This is a genomic window from Moraxella oblonga NBRC 102422, from assembly GCF_001598275.1.
Classification (GTDB): domain Bacteria; phylum Pseudomonadota; class Gammaproteobacteria; order Pseudomonadales; family Moraxellaceae; genus Moraxella; species Moraxella oblonga.
Genome location: NZ_BCYQ01000027.1, coordinates 13,381 through 30,807, shown reverse-complemented (window position 1 = coordinate 30,807; position 17,427 = coordinate 13,381). Strand labels below are relative to the sequence as shown.

Annotated in this window: 16 protein-coding genes and 1 pseudogene; 14 read left to right on the top strand and 3 right to left on the bottom strand. The window is 41.9% G+C overall.

All coding sequences use genetic code 11. The features are described from left to right. On the top strand, positions 1-733 hold a 733-nt coding region (copM, locus tag MOB01S_RS08370), incomplete at its 5' end, for a CopM family metallochaperone (RefSeq protein ID WP_066803846.1). 150 nt (positions 734-883) lie between these two features. After that, entirely contained in the window at positions 884-1,789 is a 906-nt protein-coding gene (locus tag MOB01S_RS08365; protein ID WP_066803840.1) for a DMT family transporter, read from the top strand. A 38-nt stretch (positions 1,790-1,827) separates the two neighbouring features. On the opposite strand, the gene MOB01S_RS08360 is transcribed toward MOB01S_RS08365, so the two are convergent. After that, positions 1,828-2,679, bottom strand: a complete 852-nt coding sequence (locus MOB01S_RS08360; RefSeq protein WP_066803837.1) for a helix-turn-helix domain-containing protein — start codon at positions 2,677-2,679, stop codon at positions 1,828-1,830. A 180-nt stretch (positions 2,680-2,859) separates the two neighbouring features. Between MOB01S_RS08360 and MOB01S_RS08355 the strand changes: the two genes are divergently transcribed. From MOB01S_RS08355 to MOB01S_RS12160, 4 genes and pseudogenes are all read left to right on the top strand, one after another. Continuing rightward, positions 2,860-4,470: an MFS transporter gene (locus tag MOB01S_RS08355; protein WP_169798135.1), complete on the top strand. Its 1,611-nt coding sequence runs from the start codon at positions 2,860-2,862 to the stop codon at positions 4,468-4,470. Between the two features lie 11 nt (positions 4,471-4,481). Then, on the top strand, positions 4,482-5,567 hold the full coding sequence (locus tag MOB01S_RS08350; RefSeq protein ID WP_084349678.1) for an HlyD family secretion protein: 1,086 nt from the start codon (positions 4,482-4,484) through the stop codon (positions 5,565-5,567). A 349-nt stretch (positions 5,568-5,916) separates the two neighbouring features. After that, complete coding sequence (locus MOB01S_RS12930) at positions 5,917-6,150, top strand: IS1 family transposase (protein ID WP_439646421.1); 234 nt, start codon at positions 5,917-5,919, stop codon at positions 6,148-6,150. Between the two features lie 98 nt (positions 6,151-6,248). Beyond that, a pseudogene (locus MOB01S_RS12160) lies at positions 6,249-6,726 on the top strand (transposase). A gap of 406 nt (positions 6,727-7,132) precedes the next feature. On the opposite strand, the gene recG reads toward MOB01S_RS12160, so the two are convergent. Both recG and MOB01S_RS08335 read right to left on the bottom strand, forming a co-directional pair. Then, positions 7,133-9,226: an ATP-dependent DNA helicase RecG gene (recG, locus tag MOB01S_RS08340; RefSeq protein WP_066803826.1), complete on the bottom strand. Its 2,094-nt coding sequence runs from the start codon at positions 9,224-9,226 to the stop codon at positions 7,133-7,135. Positions 9,227-9,465: 239 nt separating this feature from the next. Beyond that, a complete protein-coding gene (locus tag MOB01S_RS08335) occupies positions 9,466-11,154 on the bottom strand; it encodes an NAD+ synthase (RefSeq protein WP_066803824.1) in 1,689 nt (562 codons plus the stop codon). Positions 11,155-11,345: 191 nt separating this feature from the next. Here MOB01S_RS08335 and MOB01S_RS08330 point away from each other — a divergent pair, with 191 nt between their 5' ends. The 8 genes from MOB01S_RS08330 to MOB01S_RS08295 all read left to right on the top strand — a co-directional run bounded on the left by MOB01S_RS08330 (position 11,346) and on the right by MOB01S_RS08295 (position 17,351). After that, a complete protein-coding gene (locus MOB01S_RS08330; protein ID WP_066803821.1) occupies positions 11,346-11,621 on the top strand; it encodes a hypothetical protein in 276 nt (91 codons plus the stop codon). After that, on the top strand, positions 11,618-12,790 hold the full coding sequence (locus tag MOB01S_RS08325; RefSeq protein ID WP_066803818.1) for a tRNA nucleotidyltransferase/poly(A) polymerase-related protein: 1,173 nt from the start codon (positions 11,618-11,620) through the stop codon (positions 12,788-12,790). Before MOB01S_RS08330 ends, MOB01S_RS08325 begins: the two co-directional genes overlap by 4 nt. Then, a complete protein-coding gene (locus tag MOB01S_RS08320; protein ID WP_066803815.1) occupies positions 12,783-13,556 on the top strand; it encodes an SDR family oxidoreductase in 774 nt (257 codons plus the stop codon). The genes MOB01S_RS08325 and MOB01S_RS08320 overlap by 8 nt, the downstream gene beginning before the upstream one ends. Before the next feature lie 71 nt (positions 13,557-13,627). After that, complete coding sequence (locus tag MOB01S_RS08315) at positions 13,628-13,948, top strand: ArsR/SmtB family transcription factor (protein WP_066803812.1); 321 nt, start codon at positions 13,628-13,630, stop codon at positions 13,946-13,948. A 19-nt stretch (positions 13,949-13,967) separates the two neighbouring features. After that, on the top strand, positions 13,968-14,462 hold the full coding sequence (locus tag MOB01S_RS08310) for an SH3 domain-containing protein (protein WP_066803809.1): 495 nt from the start codon (positions 13,968-13,970) through the stop codon (positions 14,460-14,462). A 164-nt stretch (positions 14,463-14,626) separates the two neighbouring features. Continuing rightward, the gene (locus MOB01S_RS08305) at positions 14,627-15,268 is read left to right on the top strand and encodes an NAD(P)H-binding protein (protein WP_066803806.1); all 642 of its coding nucleotides are present in this window, start codon (positions 14,627-14,629) and stop codon (positions 15,266-15,268) included. A gap of 36 nt (positions 15,269-15,304) precedes the next feature. Then, positions 15,305-16,060: a hypothetical protein gene (locus MOB01S_RS08300; protein WP_066803803.1), complete on the top strand. Its 756-nt coding sequence runs from the start codon at positions 15,305-15,307 to the stop codon at positions 16,058-16,060. Positions 16,061-16,139: 79 nt separating this feature from the next. Then, positions 16,140-17,351, top strand: coding sequence for an NADH:flavin oxidoreductase/NADH oxidase family protein (locus tag MOB01S_RS08295; RefSeq protein ID WP_066803800.1), 1,212 nt, complete (start codon positions 16,140-16,142; stop codon positions 17,349-17,351). Positions 17,352-17,427: the final 76 nt, after the last annotated feature.

The following is a 17,427-nucleotide window of genomic DNA, read 5'->3' as shown; positions in this document are numbered from 1 at the left end:
CAAGGAGAATCCAATGGCATTCATCAAAAACCGTGCCGTACAATTATCTGCCCTTGCCCTTATTTTGGCGACTTTGACCGCTTGTGGTAATGCCAAAAACGATATACCAACGCATTCTAATGCTGGCGATAGCAACTACACCCAAAGCACTCACGACACCACAAACAACCACGCCAATATGAACCACTCTGCTATGGCAATGGACACTCAAAATGCTCCGCCCCATACCCAAGCCTATCTTGCAATGATGAATAAGATGGGCGATGAGATGAGCAAAGCGGGCAATCTTGCCGATGCTGATACCGCTTTTGCCAAAGGTATGATTCCGCACCATATCGGAGCAGTTGAGATGGCAAAAGTACAGCTTGAATTTGGCAAAGACGAAACAATGCGAAAGCTTGCCCAAGCGATTATTAATGGACAACAAGCCGAAATTGACTTGATGAATGGCTGGCTGAATGGCAAAGACACGACCACCCAAAACGCCAACGCCCCACACGCCAAAGCCTATGCCTTGGACAATTCACACAGCGAAATGATGACGGCAATTTATGAGACCGACCCTGATGTCGCCTTTGCCAAAGCGATGATTCCCCACCACAAGGGAGCGGTCAATATGGCAAAAGTGCAATTAGAATACGGCAAAGATAAAGCAATGCAAGATTTGGCAAAGCAAATCATCAATGCCCAAGAGCCTGAAATTAAGCTGATGGAAGATTGGCTAAAACAGTAGGGGCAATAAGGCAAAAACACCGCTTTTGATAAAGCGGTATTTTTTATTGGCAAAATTATTTTCAGGCAGCCTGAAAAAACACAAAAAATCAAGTGAAAAATTGATAAAATAACAAGATTTTATCAATTTAACTTTCTTTAAGAGTAAGCAATGACACAGACAGACAAATCCCTATACGGCAGTTTGGCGGTGCTACTGGCGGCAACCTTGTGGGGGACGACAGGCACAGCAGCCGCTTTTGCCCCTGATGTACCTGCGATGGCGATTGGGGCGGTGGCAATGGGTGGCGGTGGATTTTTGCAAGCCTTGCTCGCCCAAAAACAAATTCGCCAAAGTACCTTGCAAATCAAGTCACATTGGCTGCTTTGGGTGATTGGGGCGGTGGCGGTAGCCGTTTATCCGCTTGCCTTTTATGGTTCAATGCGTCTTGCCGGCATTACCATTGGCACGGTAGTAACCATTGGTTCAGCTCCGCTTTTATCGGCACTGATTGAATATGTATTTGATAAACAAGCCTTAAATTTGCGTTGGGCGATTGGGGCGGTGCTGGGTGTGGTTGGAATGGTTTTGCTCTCACTTGCTGAACATCACAGCGAAACAGGCAATCAAGCCCTTATCGGCATTGTGCTGGGCTTAATCGCTGGGCTGACTTATGCCCTATATTCTTGGACAGCTCGCAAAATGATGTTACACGACATTGCACCCAAAGCCGCAATGGGGGCGACTTTCGGCTTGGGAGCGGTGTTTTTATTGCCTGTACTTTTGGCGACAGGTTCGCCCCTATTGGCAAGCGTGAATAATTTTGCCGTAGGGCTGTATATGGCACTTGTGCCGATGTTTATTGGTTATGTGGCATTCGGCTACGGCTTGGCAAGGGTTAAGGCAAGTACCGCCATTACAATTACTTTATTTGAACCTGTGGTAGCGGCACTTTTGGCGGTGGTGATTGTCGGCGAACGGCTTGGTGTGCAAGGCTGGATTGGCATTGTGCTGATTTTGGCGTGCTTGCTTTGTATTACTTTGCCTGTGGGTAATGGGGTAAAAAGTGGGCATTGAGTTTTAAAACACCGTTTTTTAAATAAAAGCGGTGTTTTTTATTTGATTTGAAATTGCATTCTAAACGCATTCGCCGTCTGCCCTTCATATTTTTTAAAAAATTTGGCAAATTGCGTTCCATCAATAAAGCCAAGTTCATCGGCAATGGCGTTAATGGATAAATTACTATGAACCAGCAATCTTTTGCTTTCTAATAAAATGCGTTTTTCAATCAATGATTTAACGCATTCGCCTGTTTCATTTTGACAGGCGATATTTAAAGTTTTGGGCGAACAATGTAAACGATGGGCATAAAATTGCACTTGTTTTTGGGTGTAAAAATGCTTTTCTAATAATTCTATAAATGCCCAATAGCGTTTTTCGGTTTTGCTTGCCAAATCTTTGTTTTGATAAAATTTGTGCGTTAAATAATATAAAAAAGCGGTGAGTTGATTTTGTAAAAAAAGCGTTTTAAAAGTTAAATCCCAAATATCATCGCCACTTTGTAATAACTTACCAAAACTGATTAAAATTTCTGCGTCTTGTTTATTAAAAATTTGCACGCTCGGCACGGTTTTTAACGCCACAGTTTTTAATAAAAATTCATCTCGCCACGCCACAAAAAAGCCATCGCCATTATCAAAATCAAGCACCCGATGAACCTGATTGGGGCGAATCAGCACCGCTTGCCCTGCCTTTAACATCACCTGCTCACAATCAAGCATTTGTATTATCTGCCCTTTGGTGCAAATTATCCACACAAAAAAATCCAAGCGATGAATGCTGGTCAGTTGTGCCACAAAATAGCGGTCGTATTCGTCATCGGATTGCAAATATTCTTGCAAAAATCCACAGCGAAAATTGGCACCTTTGAGGGTGGGCGTGAGGGTGGGAATGGAAAAAGGTTTCATTTTTACCCTGTTTTGCTTGGATTTTGGCTATTGTAGCATAATTTTGGGTGGGTGTGGTTGATAAAAATGGGGCAAATTTGCCATAATTTCCCATTTTTACCCCATATTGGTTTTATTTTGACATTTTTATACCCTTTAAAACCCTTTATAATACCAAAAATTTACCACAATAGTGACAAAATGGCACTCCAAGACAACGGCTATATTTATAAACCCGACGAACAACCCTTTATGGCAGGTTCGCCCGCCAGCCCCATTCACTCGGGCAAAAGACAGCTTGCCTATGTGCTCATTGGGCTGTTGCTGATTTTTTGTGCAGGACTACAAAACGGCTTGATGACCGCCAACCTATCGCAGGTGCGTGGGGCATTGGCATTAGATGTTATGCAAGGGGTGTGGGTGCAGTCGGCATATCTGATGGGTAATGCGGTTGTAGGCTTTATGTGGCTGAAAATCCGCCAGCATTATTCTTTGCAAAAGTTTGTGCGTTGGACACTCTTAATGATGTTTGTGAGCAATGTGTTACAAGCCTTTGGCAATCATTATCAGTTAGAACTCATTGCTCGTTTTATTATGGGCGTGGGCACAAGTGGGCTTTTGACTTTGGGAATGTTTTATGCGATGCAAACCTTTCGGGCAGACAAGGCACTCGTTCCACTTGCCCTATCGGCAGGGTTGATGCAGGCGGTGTCTAGCCTGTGTTATATGATTTCGCCCACGCTGATGGCGGACGGCAATGTGCAGGCGATTTTTATTTTTCAGCTTGCGATGACGCTGATTTGTCTGTCGGCTGTGCTGTGGTTGCCCCTGCCAAAAGGCTATCACGAGCCGTCTTTGAGCTGGCAGGACTGGCTGACCTTTGTGCTGTTTGCCACAGGTATTGCGTTGTTGTGCGGTTATTTGAGTTTGGGCAATATTCTGTGGTGGACGACCGATTGGCTGGGCTTTTTGCTGGCTTTTGGCGTGGGGCTGATTGGTTTGGCGTTTTGGTTTGAAGCAGGGCGAGAGAGACCACTCATTGACTGGCATTGGGTTTCGGCTCGGCAGATTGCTTATCTTCTGCTGATGGCGATGATGACACGGCTTTTTACCACTGAGCAAAGCGTGGGGGCTGGGGGCGTGTTAAACCTTATGGGGCTAAGTAACGAGCAGTTGTACGATTATTATAAAATCATCTTTATTGCAAGTTTGGCAGGGCTTGTGATGAGTATCGCAACCTTAAACCCCAAAGATGTGCGTAAAAATACCGTCTTTGCCCTGCTTGGCATTGCGGTGGGGGCGTATTTGGACATTGGTGTGACGGTGGATACGCCTGTCAGTCATTTTTATATGAGTCAAGCGATGATTGCGTTTGCGACTTTTTATTTTTCAGGTCCTGTGATGCTTGAAGGTATGGTGCGGGCGATTGCAAGCGGTCTTGACCAGATTGCAGGTTTTGTGGCGGTGTTTTCGGCAACGCAGGTGCTAGGCGGACTGCTTGGCAATGCGATTTTTGGGGCGTATGTGAACATTAAAACGCAGGGATATTTGTCCAATCTGACTGCCCAAATCGTCCTTGATAATGGCACCATCACCGCCCAAAATGTGCGTGGGGCGGTACAAATGGCAAATATGGAAGCACGGATTTTGGCGTATAACGATTTGTTTAGTGCCATTTGGCTCGTGGTCAGCGTGCTATTTATCTTAAAATTTATGGTGTGGGCATATCGCCGTTATCATAAAATCGATGTCTTAGAAGTGGAAATGCAAAAACTCCAAGCCTATTTGGCAAGCGACAGAAATCAAAAATAAGCGAGCATACTATGAATACCGATGAAAACATACAAACACAACCAGAAACTTGGCAACCCAAGAAAAAATCGCCTTTTAAACGCTTACTGATTTTGGCGTTATTAATTGCAGGCGTGTTGGGGATTTTGTATGCGTATCAATTACCGCCCTTTTCGCCCAACTATATTGAAACCAACAATGCCTATGTGCGGGGCAAGCCTGTGGTTGTCAGCCCCAAAGTGGCAGGTTATGTGCAAAAAATTATGGTGCAAGATTATGAATGGGTGGAAATGGGTCAGCCCCTTGTGCAAATTGAAACCGACCAATATGAAATGAAAGTATCGCAAGCCAAAGCAGGCGTGCTTGCACAAGAGACAAGCCTACAAAAAATCAAACAAGCCCAAACTTCCGCTGTTGCCAATGTCGCTGTAATGGACGCCAACATTGCGTCCGCTCGGGCAAGCCTTGACAATGCACGAGTGGCTTACGCCCGAATGGCGGAGCTTATCAAAATTGACGCTGTTTCTCGTCAAGCCTATGACGATGCCAGCACCAATGTCAAAAAAGCAGAAAGTGCCTTAGCCCAAGCCCTTGCCCAAAAGAAAAATGCCGAGCAGGAAATTGGCAATGTCGTGGTTAATGAAAAGAGCAATTTGGTGGCGATTGACAACGCCAAAGCAGGACTTGCCCTTGCTGAGTTGGAGCTGTCTTATACCACAATCAAAGCCCCTGTGAGCGGACGGCTGGGCGAGATTACCGCCAAAGAAGGGCAACTGGTGGCAGTGGGGACAAATTTGATGAGCGTTGTACCGCCCGAGCATTGGCTGATTGCCAATGTCAAAGAAACCCAAATCGGTCAAATCGCCATTGGACAACCTGCCCAAATCACGGTGGACGCCTTAGGTGGTAAGCAAGTTTTGACAGGCAAAGTGGTACAAATCGCCCCTGCCACAGGCTCAGAATTTAGCGCCAATAAAACCGACCCAAGCACGGGTAATTTTATTAAAGTTGCCCAAAGAGTGCCCGTCAAAATCGCCTTTGATGACAATCAGCCCAATGTTAAGGAGATTAGTATGGGAATGAGTGCGGTGGTAAAGATTGAAAAAATTGCAAAATAAGAAATATTGAGCAAACACCGTCCAAGTGGAAGTTTGGACGGTATTTTTCTTTTTCAATTTCCAAAAATTTCCCATTTTTACCCTATATTGGTTTTGTTTTAACCTTATTTTATTGGATAAAATAGTCTCACTTTTTTTTAGATTGGCTTTTTAATCAGTGAGAAATTTATGAAGCATTTTCTTTTAAGTATTGCTATGGCGTTTGCCAATGCTCGCTGGAACTTGATGAAATTCACAGTTATAGTAAGTTTAAAAAAACTACTGTTGGACTTAGATTGCCATTAACCGATAAACCAAAGATATACTAGCCTTTGTTTGTGGTAAACAAGACACCAACACCTTTAAAAGATTGTACGGTCAGCTAAACAGACATAACATTACTTTGTTTTGTAGTGATTGCTGGAAAACTTATCAGGAAGTTATTCCAAGCCACAAACACCAACAAAGCAAGAAAGAGACTTTTACCATAGAAAGTCATAATGGTAGAATTCACCACTATCTTGCAAGGTTTAAACGCAAAGGCAAATGTTATACCAAATGCCATAAGATGACAGAGAATTCATTAAATCTACTTTTTTGCTAAGTGGAATGGTAGATTGAGTTATGTATGGTTGGTGAACAATGCCAAAATTATTAAAAGAAGGGGCTGAACTAGATTAGCAGCTATGCTATGCTAGTTTTATGAAGATAACTCGTTGTAAACTAAGTAAAAAAGTACAGTTAACACTACTTGAATTTTTTGTTGCAGAAGTAACCACCAGAACTGTCACAGACTTGGTGTAAGCGTGGTCGTGGTGCGGGTGGTAAGACTGCTTTATTTGGTCTTTTAAAGCGTCATGGTAAAGTCTTTGTTATGGTGGTTAAGATACCAAATCAGATACCTTAATACCCATCATCACAAGCAAAATTAAGCCTGATGGCATTTCTTGATGTCAGTGTTTTAAGCATTTTAGAATTAATCATTCCAAAGAATTTGCTAAAAATCACAACCACATCAATGGCACCCCAAACTTCTAATCTCAATCCAAACGCATTCTTAGAAAGTATAATGGTATTGACAAAAGCACTTCCACTTGTTTTTAAAATAATGCGAGTTTAGCTTAACTATGGTGCACCATCTCAAAAGCTGAAAACTTTGAGAAAATGGTGTGGAGCTTAGGCTAATCTAGTACAGCCCCATATTTTTTAAGTTCGTTTGGTGTAAATACTAAGCAAATCTGCTATGAACGAGTGATTGTTTCTACTACGAAAAGTTCAAGTAGTTTGAGTTAGACTTTTTACTTAGTTGACAATGGGTTATCTTCATATTTGTAGGATGTTACATTGTGTAATCTGCTACACCCCCAAGATTTAAAATGGCAATATTGTCTTCGGCACACTCCACCATACCAACGTATGTGCGGTGTAGGTTGGCTTATCTGCTATATCTGCTAGGTTTTCTGGATAACCCTAAATCCAACTTTCCATCACAAATGGCGATAAGTGACATCAAAAGCGTTTAGATATTTAATGTTCGTGTAAGCATTATGCCGATTGTATGACATTCATCTACACAAACGCAGTATTTACGCCCCCACAAACTCCCCACTATCTTTAAGCCACAGCCCTATCATCGCTTGGGCAAGTGCAGTTTTGTTGGGCTGATTGATAAGGTAATGGGCAAGCGTTTGGGCGATATTAAGAAGCCTCTCATCTCGTACGATGTCTGCCAGATAGTAGCCCATGTCGCCTGTTTGGCGTTTACCCAGTAACTCGCCTGCCCCCCGAAGCTGTAAATCTTTTTGGGCGATAACAAAGCCGTCCGTACTTTCTCGCAAGGTGTTAAGTCTTTCAATACCTGTGGGTGATAGGGGTAGTTGGTACAGTAGCACACAAAAGGACTTTTCCGACCCACGCCCCACCCGTCCACGCAGTTGATGAAGTTGAGACAATCCCAGTCGTTCGGCATTTTCTATCACCATCAAAGAGGCGTTGGGTACATCTACACCCACTTCAATGACGGTGGTGGCGACCAGTAGGTCAATATCACCATCTTTAAAGGCGGTCATGACAGCTTGTTTATCGGCAGGTTTCATTTTGCCATGTACCAGTCCTGTGCGTATGTCAAGCCTGTCGCACAAATCTTCATACAAAAGCTCAGCAGACTGGGCATCTAGCGTATCAGATTCCTCCACAAGTGGGCAGACCCAGTAGGCTTGTTTGCCATTTTTACAGTTAATGCGTATCCGCTCAATCACTTCGTCTCGGCGGTCTCGGCTCACAGTAACAGTGGTAATGGGGGTGCGGTTGGGCGGTAACTCATCAATGACTGACATATCCATGTCCCCATACATACTCATCGCCAGTGTACGAGGAATGGGCGTGGCAGTCATGGCAAGCTGGTGGGGAGTCGTGCCTGTCGCTCCTTTGCCGATGAGTTTTAGGCGTTGCTCCACGCCAAAGCGGTGTTGTTCGTCAATGATAACGAGCCCCAATTTGGCAAATGCCACCCCATCTGAAAACAGTGCATGTGTCCCCACCACGATTTGCACTTCGTTATCCAATATCGCTTGTAGGTGTTTGTTGCGTTCTTTGGTGGTTTGTTTGCCAGCCAGATAGCCCACGCCCACACCAAGCGGTTCAAACCACCTTTTAAAGTTGGCAAGGTGTTGCTCTGCCAAAATCTCAGTCGGTGCCATGACTGCCACCTGCCAACCACCATCAATGGCATGACAAGCAGACAACCCCGCCACCAAAGTTTTGCCCGCTCCCACATCACCTTGCACCAGTCGTAGCATGGGTTTGCTGGTGGTCAAGTCCGCCACAATCTCACTGACGACACGCTGTTGGGCGTTAGTAGGGGCAAAGGGCAAATGAGATAAAAGTTGCCCAGATAACGGACTGACACGCTCGCACAGGGGAGCTTTGTAGGCGTGTAGGTTTTGTTTGCGATACAAAAACACAAGCTGATGAGCGGTCAGCTCCTCCACAATCAAACGCTGACAAGCAGGGTGAGTGCGGTCTTTTAACCCTGTCAAAAGTGCCGTTTGGCTAAAAATATCCGCCTGTGGGTTGGGCAGATGTATGGCGGTCAGAGCTGATAACAAATCCCCCTGCGATGTCATGCCCACACGAGCAAATTCATCATCAGACAGACAAGTTAAGGGAGCTTGGCGGACAGCATTGAGAGCAAGGCGGATAAGCTGGCGAAGTTTATTTTGGTGGAGTTTTTTGATGGTGGGATAAATGGGTAATAGTCCACTTTCAAACACTCTTGTGCCTGTGATGTGGTATTCTGGGTGTGCCATTTGCAGGCCATAGCGACTTAGCCTTATTTCACCAAAGGCAGTAATGTTCGCCCCTACCGTCATTGTGGCAAGCAAAGTAGGATAAGTTTTAAAAAACTGTAATACCACCGTACCTGTATTGTCGCTTAGGCTGACCGAGAGTCGTCCTTTGTTGCTTGCCACATCAGTGATGACCCCTGCAATCATGCATGATTGACCATTGATGACTTGCCCCATAGGTATGGCACGGCTACGGTCTTCGTAGTCTCGTGGCAGGTGCATAAGCAAATCAAAAATACGAAAAATACCAAGCTCGGCAAGTTGATTGGCTAAGGTTTGTCCCACGCCTGCTAGGGCGGTAATGGGCAGGGTAGCAAAATGGGTGGGGTGCATTTTGTGGTTAATTATCCAAAATCAAGGGGTTGATAGAAAAAGTGATTGCATTATTAAAAATTTGATAAAGTTATCCATCAAATTTTAACATCATTGCAAATTCATCTTTGGTATATCAAAAATTATAATCCAATGGTGTGTGATATACGCTTGATGGATTGGGTGGTTTAAGTATGATTTCATCAGCTACAACACCCAATTTTAAAAAACAACCGCCCCAAAGAGCGGTTGTTGATATATCAGTAATTGCCAGTAATTGACCAACCATTGACGAGTGGATAACGTCTTTCACGACCAAAGGATTTTTTGCTGATTTTGGTGCCGATAGCTCCTTGACGGCGTTTGTGTTCGGCTTTATCCACCATAGACAGCACACGCTCAACCACTTGGGGGTCATGCCCTTCGGCGCAGATGGCTTTGTAACCCAAATCTTCGTCAATATACAACCGTAAAATGGCATCAAGCTGTTCATAATCAGGTAAACTGTCTTGGTCTATTTGGTTGGGGCGAAGTTCAGCTGATGGCGGACGAGTGATGACACGTTCAGGAATGATGGCGGGTTCGCCAGCATCTAGACAAATTTGGTTGCGATAATTGGCAAGCTTATAGACATCTGTTTTATAAACATCTTTTAACACATTAAATCCACCCACCATGTCGCCATATAAGGTGGAGTATCCAACTGCATTTTCAGATTTGTTGCCTGTGGAGATGACCATATGCCCAAATTTGTTGGATAACGCCATGAGTATCACGCCACGAGCACGAGCTTGTAAGTTTTCTTCGGTAACATCAGGCACACTTCCTGCCAAAATTGGTGCTAAGGCACTATTGAGTCCTGCTACCGCATCATGGATTGGGCAGACAGCATAAGGCACGCCCAAGCGGTTGGCTTGGATACTGGCATCTTCTAGACTCATGCTAGATGTGTATTCATAAGGCATCATCACCGCATGAACTTTATCCGCCCCCAATGCATCCACCGCAATGGCAAGCGTCAAGGCACTGTCAATACCGCCTGACAAGCCCAAAATTACTCCCTTAAAACCTGAACGATTGACATAATCTTTTAGACCAATGACAAGAGCGTTATAAATCTGGGCTTCGTTGCTGTATGGGGTTGGGGCAGTTTCTTGGGTGTTGAAGGCTTGGCTTGCCACATCAAAAGTTGCCATAATAAGTTGATTGGCAAACTGCTGACCTTCGTGAGCGATTTGACCATCTTTTTGATAAATGAGCGAACCACCGTCAAACACCACATCATCTTGGGCACCTATGGTATTTAGGTATACAATGGGCAACTGATGAGTGATGGCATGGCGATGTAGCAGGGCTTTACGTTTTTCTTGTTTGCCAACTTCAAACGGTGAGGCATTGATAACAATAACAAGCTCTGCCCCCTCTTGTTTTAAAGCCTTGATGGGCTTATCATGCCAAATATCCTCACAAATGAGCAGACCTATGGTTGTCCCTTTGTAGTCAAACAGGACGTTGTTGCGACCTTCTTTAAAATACCTGCGTTCGTCAAATACACCATAGTTTGGCAAGCATTGTTTGTGATAAAAGCCTTTTTGAGTACCACCTTGCAAAATCGCCACCGAGTTAAATGTACCAGTACCATCTACGTGTGGATAACCCAAAATAATGGTGATGTTTTCTACTTGGGCTAGGTCATTCATGGCAGTTTTGACACGCTCAGCAAGCGTTGGGCGTAATAGCAAATCCTCTGGTGGATAACCAATCAAGGCAAGTTCTGGAAAAATAACAATATCTGCACCACGAGCTTTGGCATCTTGGGCAAGTGCTTTCATTTTACGGACATTGCCTGCAATATCGCCTACCCAAAAGTTGGTTTGCATGAGTGCTAAGGTGAGTGTGCCAACAGGAGTTTGTACTTGTTGAAGTTGTGTTTGGTCTTGATTTGACATTTTATTATCCTAGCATTTTGTTTATTTGTCTGGGGTATGTTACCGTAAAAAGTCCGATGAATCACCACAAAACCACCCCAAAATCCTATGTTTTGTCATGACAATCATGAAGTTTGACAAAAGCTTTCATAGTATAGCACAAGTACGTTTTAATTTGTGGTATAGTATGTGAAATTTTTAATGAGAAAATCATGTTTGCTTTTGTTTTAAATGTCATTATCATTTTGGTGGTGATGAAGTTATTTTTTAAATTCATGTACCCTAAGCCACCTAAACATTTTTTTCCACAAGAAGGTGATGACACCACACTTCGTACGTGCAGTCATTGTGGACATACGCTAGCAACTTATCGAGGGATTTTGGTGCAGGGCAAACAAGGTGAACCAGAGCGGTTTTTTTGTAATGATGAACATCAAACGCTGTTTGAACAATCTCAATCTCCATCAGGCAAGGATGTTTTGCCATGAACGTCTATCTGGTCGGTGGTGCGGTGCGAGATGCCTTGCTAGGTTTGCCTGTTAAAGACAAGGACTTTGTGGTGGTGGGGGCAGATTTTGATGAGATGAAATCGCTTGGCTTTGTTCAGGTGGGGGCGGATTTTCCTGTGTTTTTGCACCCTGATACTCATTTTGAGTATGCCCTTGCCCGTGTGGAGCGAAAAAATGGTACAGGATATCAAGGCTTTGCCACCAAGACAAAAGGCGTTAGCTTATCAGATGACTTACTTCGCCGAGACTTGACCATCAATGCCCTTGCCATAGAAGTGGGCGGGTTGTTTGATGACACACCCAAAACAGGGCAAGTGATTGATTTTTATAATGGTTTGGAAGATTTAAAGCACAAAATCCTACGCCACATCTCCCCTGCTTTTTGTGAAGACCCTTTGCGGATTTTACGCACCGTGCGGTTTTTGGCTCGTTATGCTGATAAAGGTTTTAAAATTGCCGATGAGACCATTTGCCTTATGCAACAAATGGCACAAAATGGCGAATTGGGGCATTTAAGCCGTGAACGCTTATGGGCAGAAAGCATTAAAGCAATGGAGGCTGGCACAGGGCATTATTATTGGCGTGCCTTAAAAGAGCTTGCCATTTTACCATATTTTTTAAAAGAATTAGATGACTGTTGGCAGGACAACACCATATTTGAACAAACCATCGCCAATTTAACCATCGCCAAAAAACACAACATTGCGGTACAATTTGCGATTTTAACCAGTGGTGATTTGTATGATAAATATTTAAATAAAAATTTGGTTGCCAATATTGCCCAAAAACTCAATACGCCAAAATACCCTGTGCAAATTGCTCATTTATTGATAGAATTTTATGATATTTTTAATCAAACACCAAAAGCAAAAGACATTCTAAATTTAATAGAAAAAACCAAAGCTCATCAGGGCAATTTACAAAGTTTAGAAGATGTTTTAAGTGCCATTTGTATTATCAATAAAGAGTTGGATAAGGTTAGATTATATGATTTTTTAAAAACTGCCATAGCCCAATATAAAAATATCAACATCAATGATATTGATAAAAGTTTAACAGGCAAAGACATTGGCATAGCATTAACAGCTTTAAGAGTACAATATATTCAAAAATTAATTAATAATACTTTTGGAGAATATAATGACTAATACAAAAAATTGCCAAAAGGTTGCTCTTATTACAGGTGGTAGCAAACGCATTGGGGCAAGTATTTGCAAGGCTTTGCACGCCTTTGGTATCAATGTTATTATCCATTATGGCAAAGGTTTGCAAAGTGCCAAAAATTTGTCTGATGAATTAAATGCCATTCGCAAAAATTCTGCCAAAATGATTGGTTTTGAATTTATTGATATTGATAATATAACAAAAACCAATGCATTTAAAAATCAAGTATTAAATTTATTTGGTCGGCTGGATATTATTATTCATAATGCGTCTAGTTTTTATCCTAGTGATTTAAATGATGAATTTGAAGTGTTAAATCGGCATTGGAATGATTTGTTTTTGACCAATGCCAAAGCCCCATTTTTTATTAGTCAATTATTTTTAGAAGAATTGCAAAAAAACAATGGGCAAATTGTTAGTATTTTGGATATTCACGCCGATAATAAGCCCTATGTTGGTTATTCAATTTATACAATGGCAAAAACTGCTCATAAAGCAATGGTGCAATGTTTGGCATTGGAATTAGCACCTTCTATTCGTGTCAATGGCATATCCCCTGGGGTGAATATTTTACCGCCAGACTTTGATGAGGCAATGCGTGCCACTTTAACAAATTCTGTTCCCCTAAAACAAATCGGCACGCCTGATGATATTGCTGGTGTGGTGATTTTTGTTTTAAACGCCCCTTATATGACAGGGCAAGTGATTGCGGTGGACGGTGGGCGAGGATTGACCTTAAAGGGGGGCTAAGTACGACATCTTGACTTTTCCCAAAAACTGCCTATAATTAGTCTAAATTTTTAAACTTTTAAGCAAATAAAATGAACGAACAAGCCCACGCAATGCGTCTTTTAAAAGACTGTATCCCCATTTTTACCGTGCTATCGGACGAAAACCGCCATTTGATTTTAAAACTGCTTCTTGAAAACGGCAAAATGAAAGTCAATGACATCACCGAAAATCTGCATTTATCACGCCCTGCGGTGTCGCACCATTTAAAAATTATGCTTTCTGCCAATGCCGTCAGCGTAGAACAAATCGGCAAAGAACGCTTTTACAGTTTGGCGATGAAAGATGAAATTGAAAAAATGGGTGAACTCGTTGAATTGATGAAAAAATATTGCCCAAGTAATCAAGGTTAATTTTTTAAAGGAGTAAACAATGAAAAAAGCCGTATTTTTATTGGCATTATTGACAGCGCCGTTTGCCCAAGCTAGCGATTATGTGCTACCGATTATTGAATGTGATGGCAGTGCCAATGTGCGTGCCAAACCCACGACTAAAAGTACAATTTTAACCGAATTAAATTACCAAAGTTCCGCCCATAAAGTTTTGGGGAAACAGGGAAATTGGTATCATATTGACTTGCCAAATCAAAAATCGGGTTATGTGCATAAAAGTCAAGTGATGATAATGCATCATTATGTGGTGGACAGTAAGGACGGTTCGGCAAATGTGCGAGATGGTCATTTTCCTTACAGTGAATCTATTGGCAAAACGAATGTTTTAAAAGTATTGACGAACGGTACTCGTGTGCAAATTATTCCAGAACTTAATAAAGGCGATTGGTTTTTTTATAGCCAGCAGGGATTGGCAAATAAAGATGAAAAATCAGAAGGCTATATTTATAAAAGTCAGTTAAAAAAGGTGGATTAGGCAAGCAAATTCCCCTTTTGCTTTCAATAGCGACACAAACGCCAAAAACCGCTTTTACAGTTTAGCGATGAAAGATGAAATTGAAAAAATGGGTGAACTTGTGGCATTGATGAAAAAATATTGTCCGAGTAATCAAAGTGAATGAGGCAATCAAGGTAAATAAAATGAAAGCAATTGTTATTGGTGCAACAGGAGCAACAGGCAAAGCCTTAAGCCAAATGTTATTAAATAATGAGCATTATCAAAGTGTGGTTGTCTTTGTACGAAAGCCTGTGGCAATCACACACCCAAAATTAACCGTGCATTTGATTGATTTTGACAAGCCTTCTGATTGGGCGGATAAAGTATGTGGCGATGTGCTGTTTTGCTGTCTTGGTACAACTTTAAAACAAGCAGGCGGTCAAGAAAATCAACGCAAAATAGATTATGATTATCCGCTTATGTTTGCCAATATCGCCAAACAAAATGACATTGCACGCTTTGTAGTCTTATCATCAGACGGAGCGAATGCAAGTAGCCGATTGTTTTATTATCGTTTAAAAGGCGAATTGGAAATGGCTTTGCAAAATATTGGCTTAACCCATTTAACCATTTTGCGACCGCCTTTATTAAAACGAGAAAATAGCGACCGTTTGGGTGAAATGGTCAGCGAAAAAGCCTTGTCATTTTTAAATCAATTTGGTTTATTCTTATCCGCCAAACCTATGCCAACCGATGTTTTGGCAAGAGCAATGATACAAGCGATTGCTGATAATAAAACGGGGATTTTGGAGAAAGGGGAGATTTGGAGGTTGGGGAGCGATTGATGAAAAAATATTGTCCGAGTAATCAAAGTGAATAAAATGACTTTTTATCAAGATAAACAAGTTATTCCCTGTTCTGTTTTTGAATGGGGTTGGGAGACTTTTATTGATTTTAATATATTGGAAAAACAAATTGAGAAAAATAAAACTTACTTAGTTATACAAGATAATCATTTTAACCCTTTATCCAGTTGGCACAATAAACAAAAAATCCCAAATAGCGATATTGGGCAAACCAAGATATTTTTGCAATTTAACCGTAATGCAGAAATCAATGGAGAAGAATTTAGCCAAGAAGAAATTGATTTTGCCAAAATTATTATCGGTAAAGTTATTAATATTAGTACATTAGAAAATTATAATTCAGTCATAACGAAAACTTTTTTTAATTATCATCATTTGACTCCTGTTTATTGTATTGAAGTCATTGATATTTTTTATTTAAAAGAATATTTATTTGGTTCAGAAATTAGCAAATTAAATGATTTTAAAATTCACAATCAAAGCGATTTTAATTTTTATGGATTAAATCATTCTTATGATAAATATAATGTAGATGCCTATTTATTAGACGATGACTGTATTTTTATCAGAACACATTTATCCGAATATTCCTTTCAATATTACATTGTGGTTAAAAAATTGATAGATGATAAATGGGCGTTTTTGATTAAGTTTTTTGCCGACTTTTATTGCGATACTGATAGCTATCAGTTGGCAAATTATTCATTAACTCAAAAAGAAATTAAGCTATTGTGTGCCAATAACTTTACGTGTTTAAGGTTTTTTATGTAGTAAAATTCCTTGACTTCCCCACCTTCCCCTTTATAATAAGTTTAAATTTTTAAACATATAAACTTAAAAGAGACATTCTATGCTATTTCAACCCTTTACTTTCCCAAACGGCACCACCGCCAAAAACCGCTTTTTTAAATCAGCGATGGAAGAACAGCTTGCCGACAACAACAAACCCACCCAAAGCCTTGTTAATCTCTACCGCACTTGGGCAAAGGGCGGAGCAGGGGTTTTGGTTACAGGCAATGTGATGATAAACACACAGGGCAAAGGCTCGGTGGATGATGTTGTGGTGTCAAACGAAGACGATTTGAATATGCTCAACGCGTGGGCGGACGCTGGCAAAACAGACGGCACATTGATGATTATGCAAATCAACCACGCAGGCAAACAATCGCCCAAAGCGGTGGGTGCCGTGCCAGTTGCCCCAAGTGCCGTGCCACTGACTGGAATGGACGGTTTTATCAATCCGCCACGAGAGCTGGCTGGCGATGAAATTTTAGGATTGATTGATGGCTTTGTGAAGACCGCCCAAATTGCCCAAAAAGCAGGGTTTAGCGGTGTGCAGATTCACGCGGCACACGGCTATCTTATCAGCCAATTTTTATCGCCCCACCACAATCAGCGAAACGATGAATGGGGCGGCAGTTTGGATAATCGTATGCGATTTTTAATTAAAATTTATGAGGGTGTTCGTGCCAATGTCCGTCCTGATTTTTTGGTGGGGGTCAAGTTAAATTCTGCCGATTTTCAAAAAGGCGGATTTGATGAAAATGACAGCCTTGCCGTGGTGGAAAAATTGTCGCAAATGGGCATTGATTTTATTGAAATTTCTGGCGGTAATTATGAAAGCCCTGCCATGCTGGCTGAAAAATCCAGCACCCGCCAAAGGGAAGCATTTTTTATTGACTATGCCAAAAAGATGAGAAAAATCAGCCAAGTGCCACTCATCATTACGGGCGGATTTAGAAGTAAAGAGGCGATGAATGAGGCTTTAACAAGTGGTGATTTGGATTTGGTGGGCATTGCTCGCCCCTTTGCCCTTGTGCCTGATTTGCCCAACCAAATCCAAAAAGGCACTTATAGAACACTGACCACAAACCGCATTCAAACAGGTATTGCGTTTATTGACAAAAAAGCAGGGGCAATGCTTGAAATGAACTGGTATATGAGCCAGATGCGTTTGATTGGTGAGGGCAAATTGCCCAATCCTGACTTATCGGCTTGGAAGGTGCTATTTAAAACTTTATGGGAAAATGGCAAGGCGGGATTAAGTACGGGGCGAAGTTAAGCAAATCACACCGTTTGGAGAAATTCAAGCGGTGTTTTTGTTTTAAAATTATTCAGGTAGCCTGAAAATCATTCCC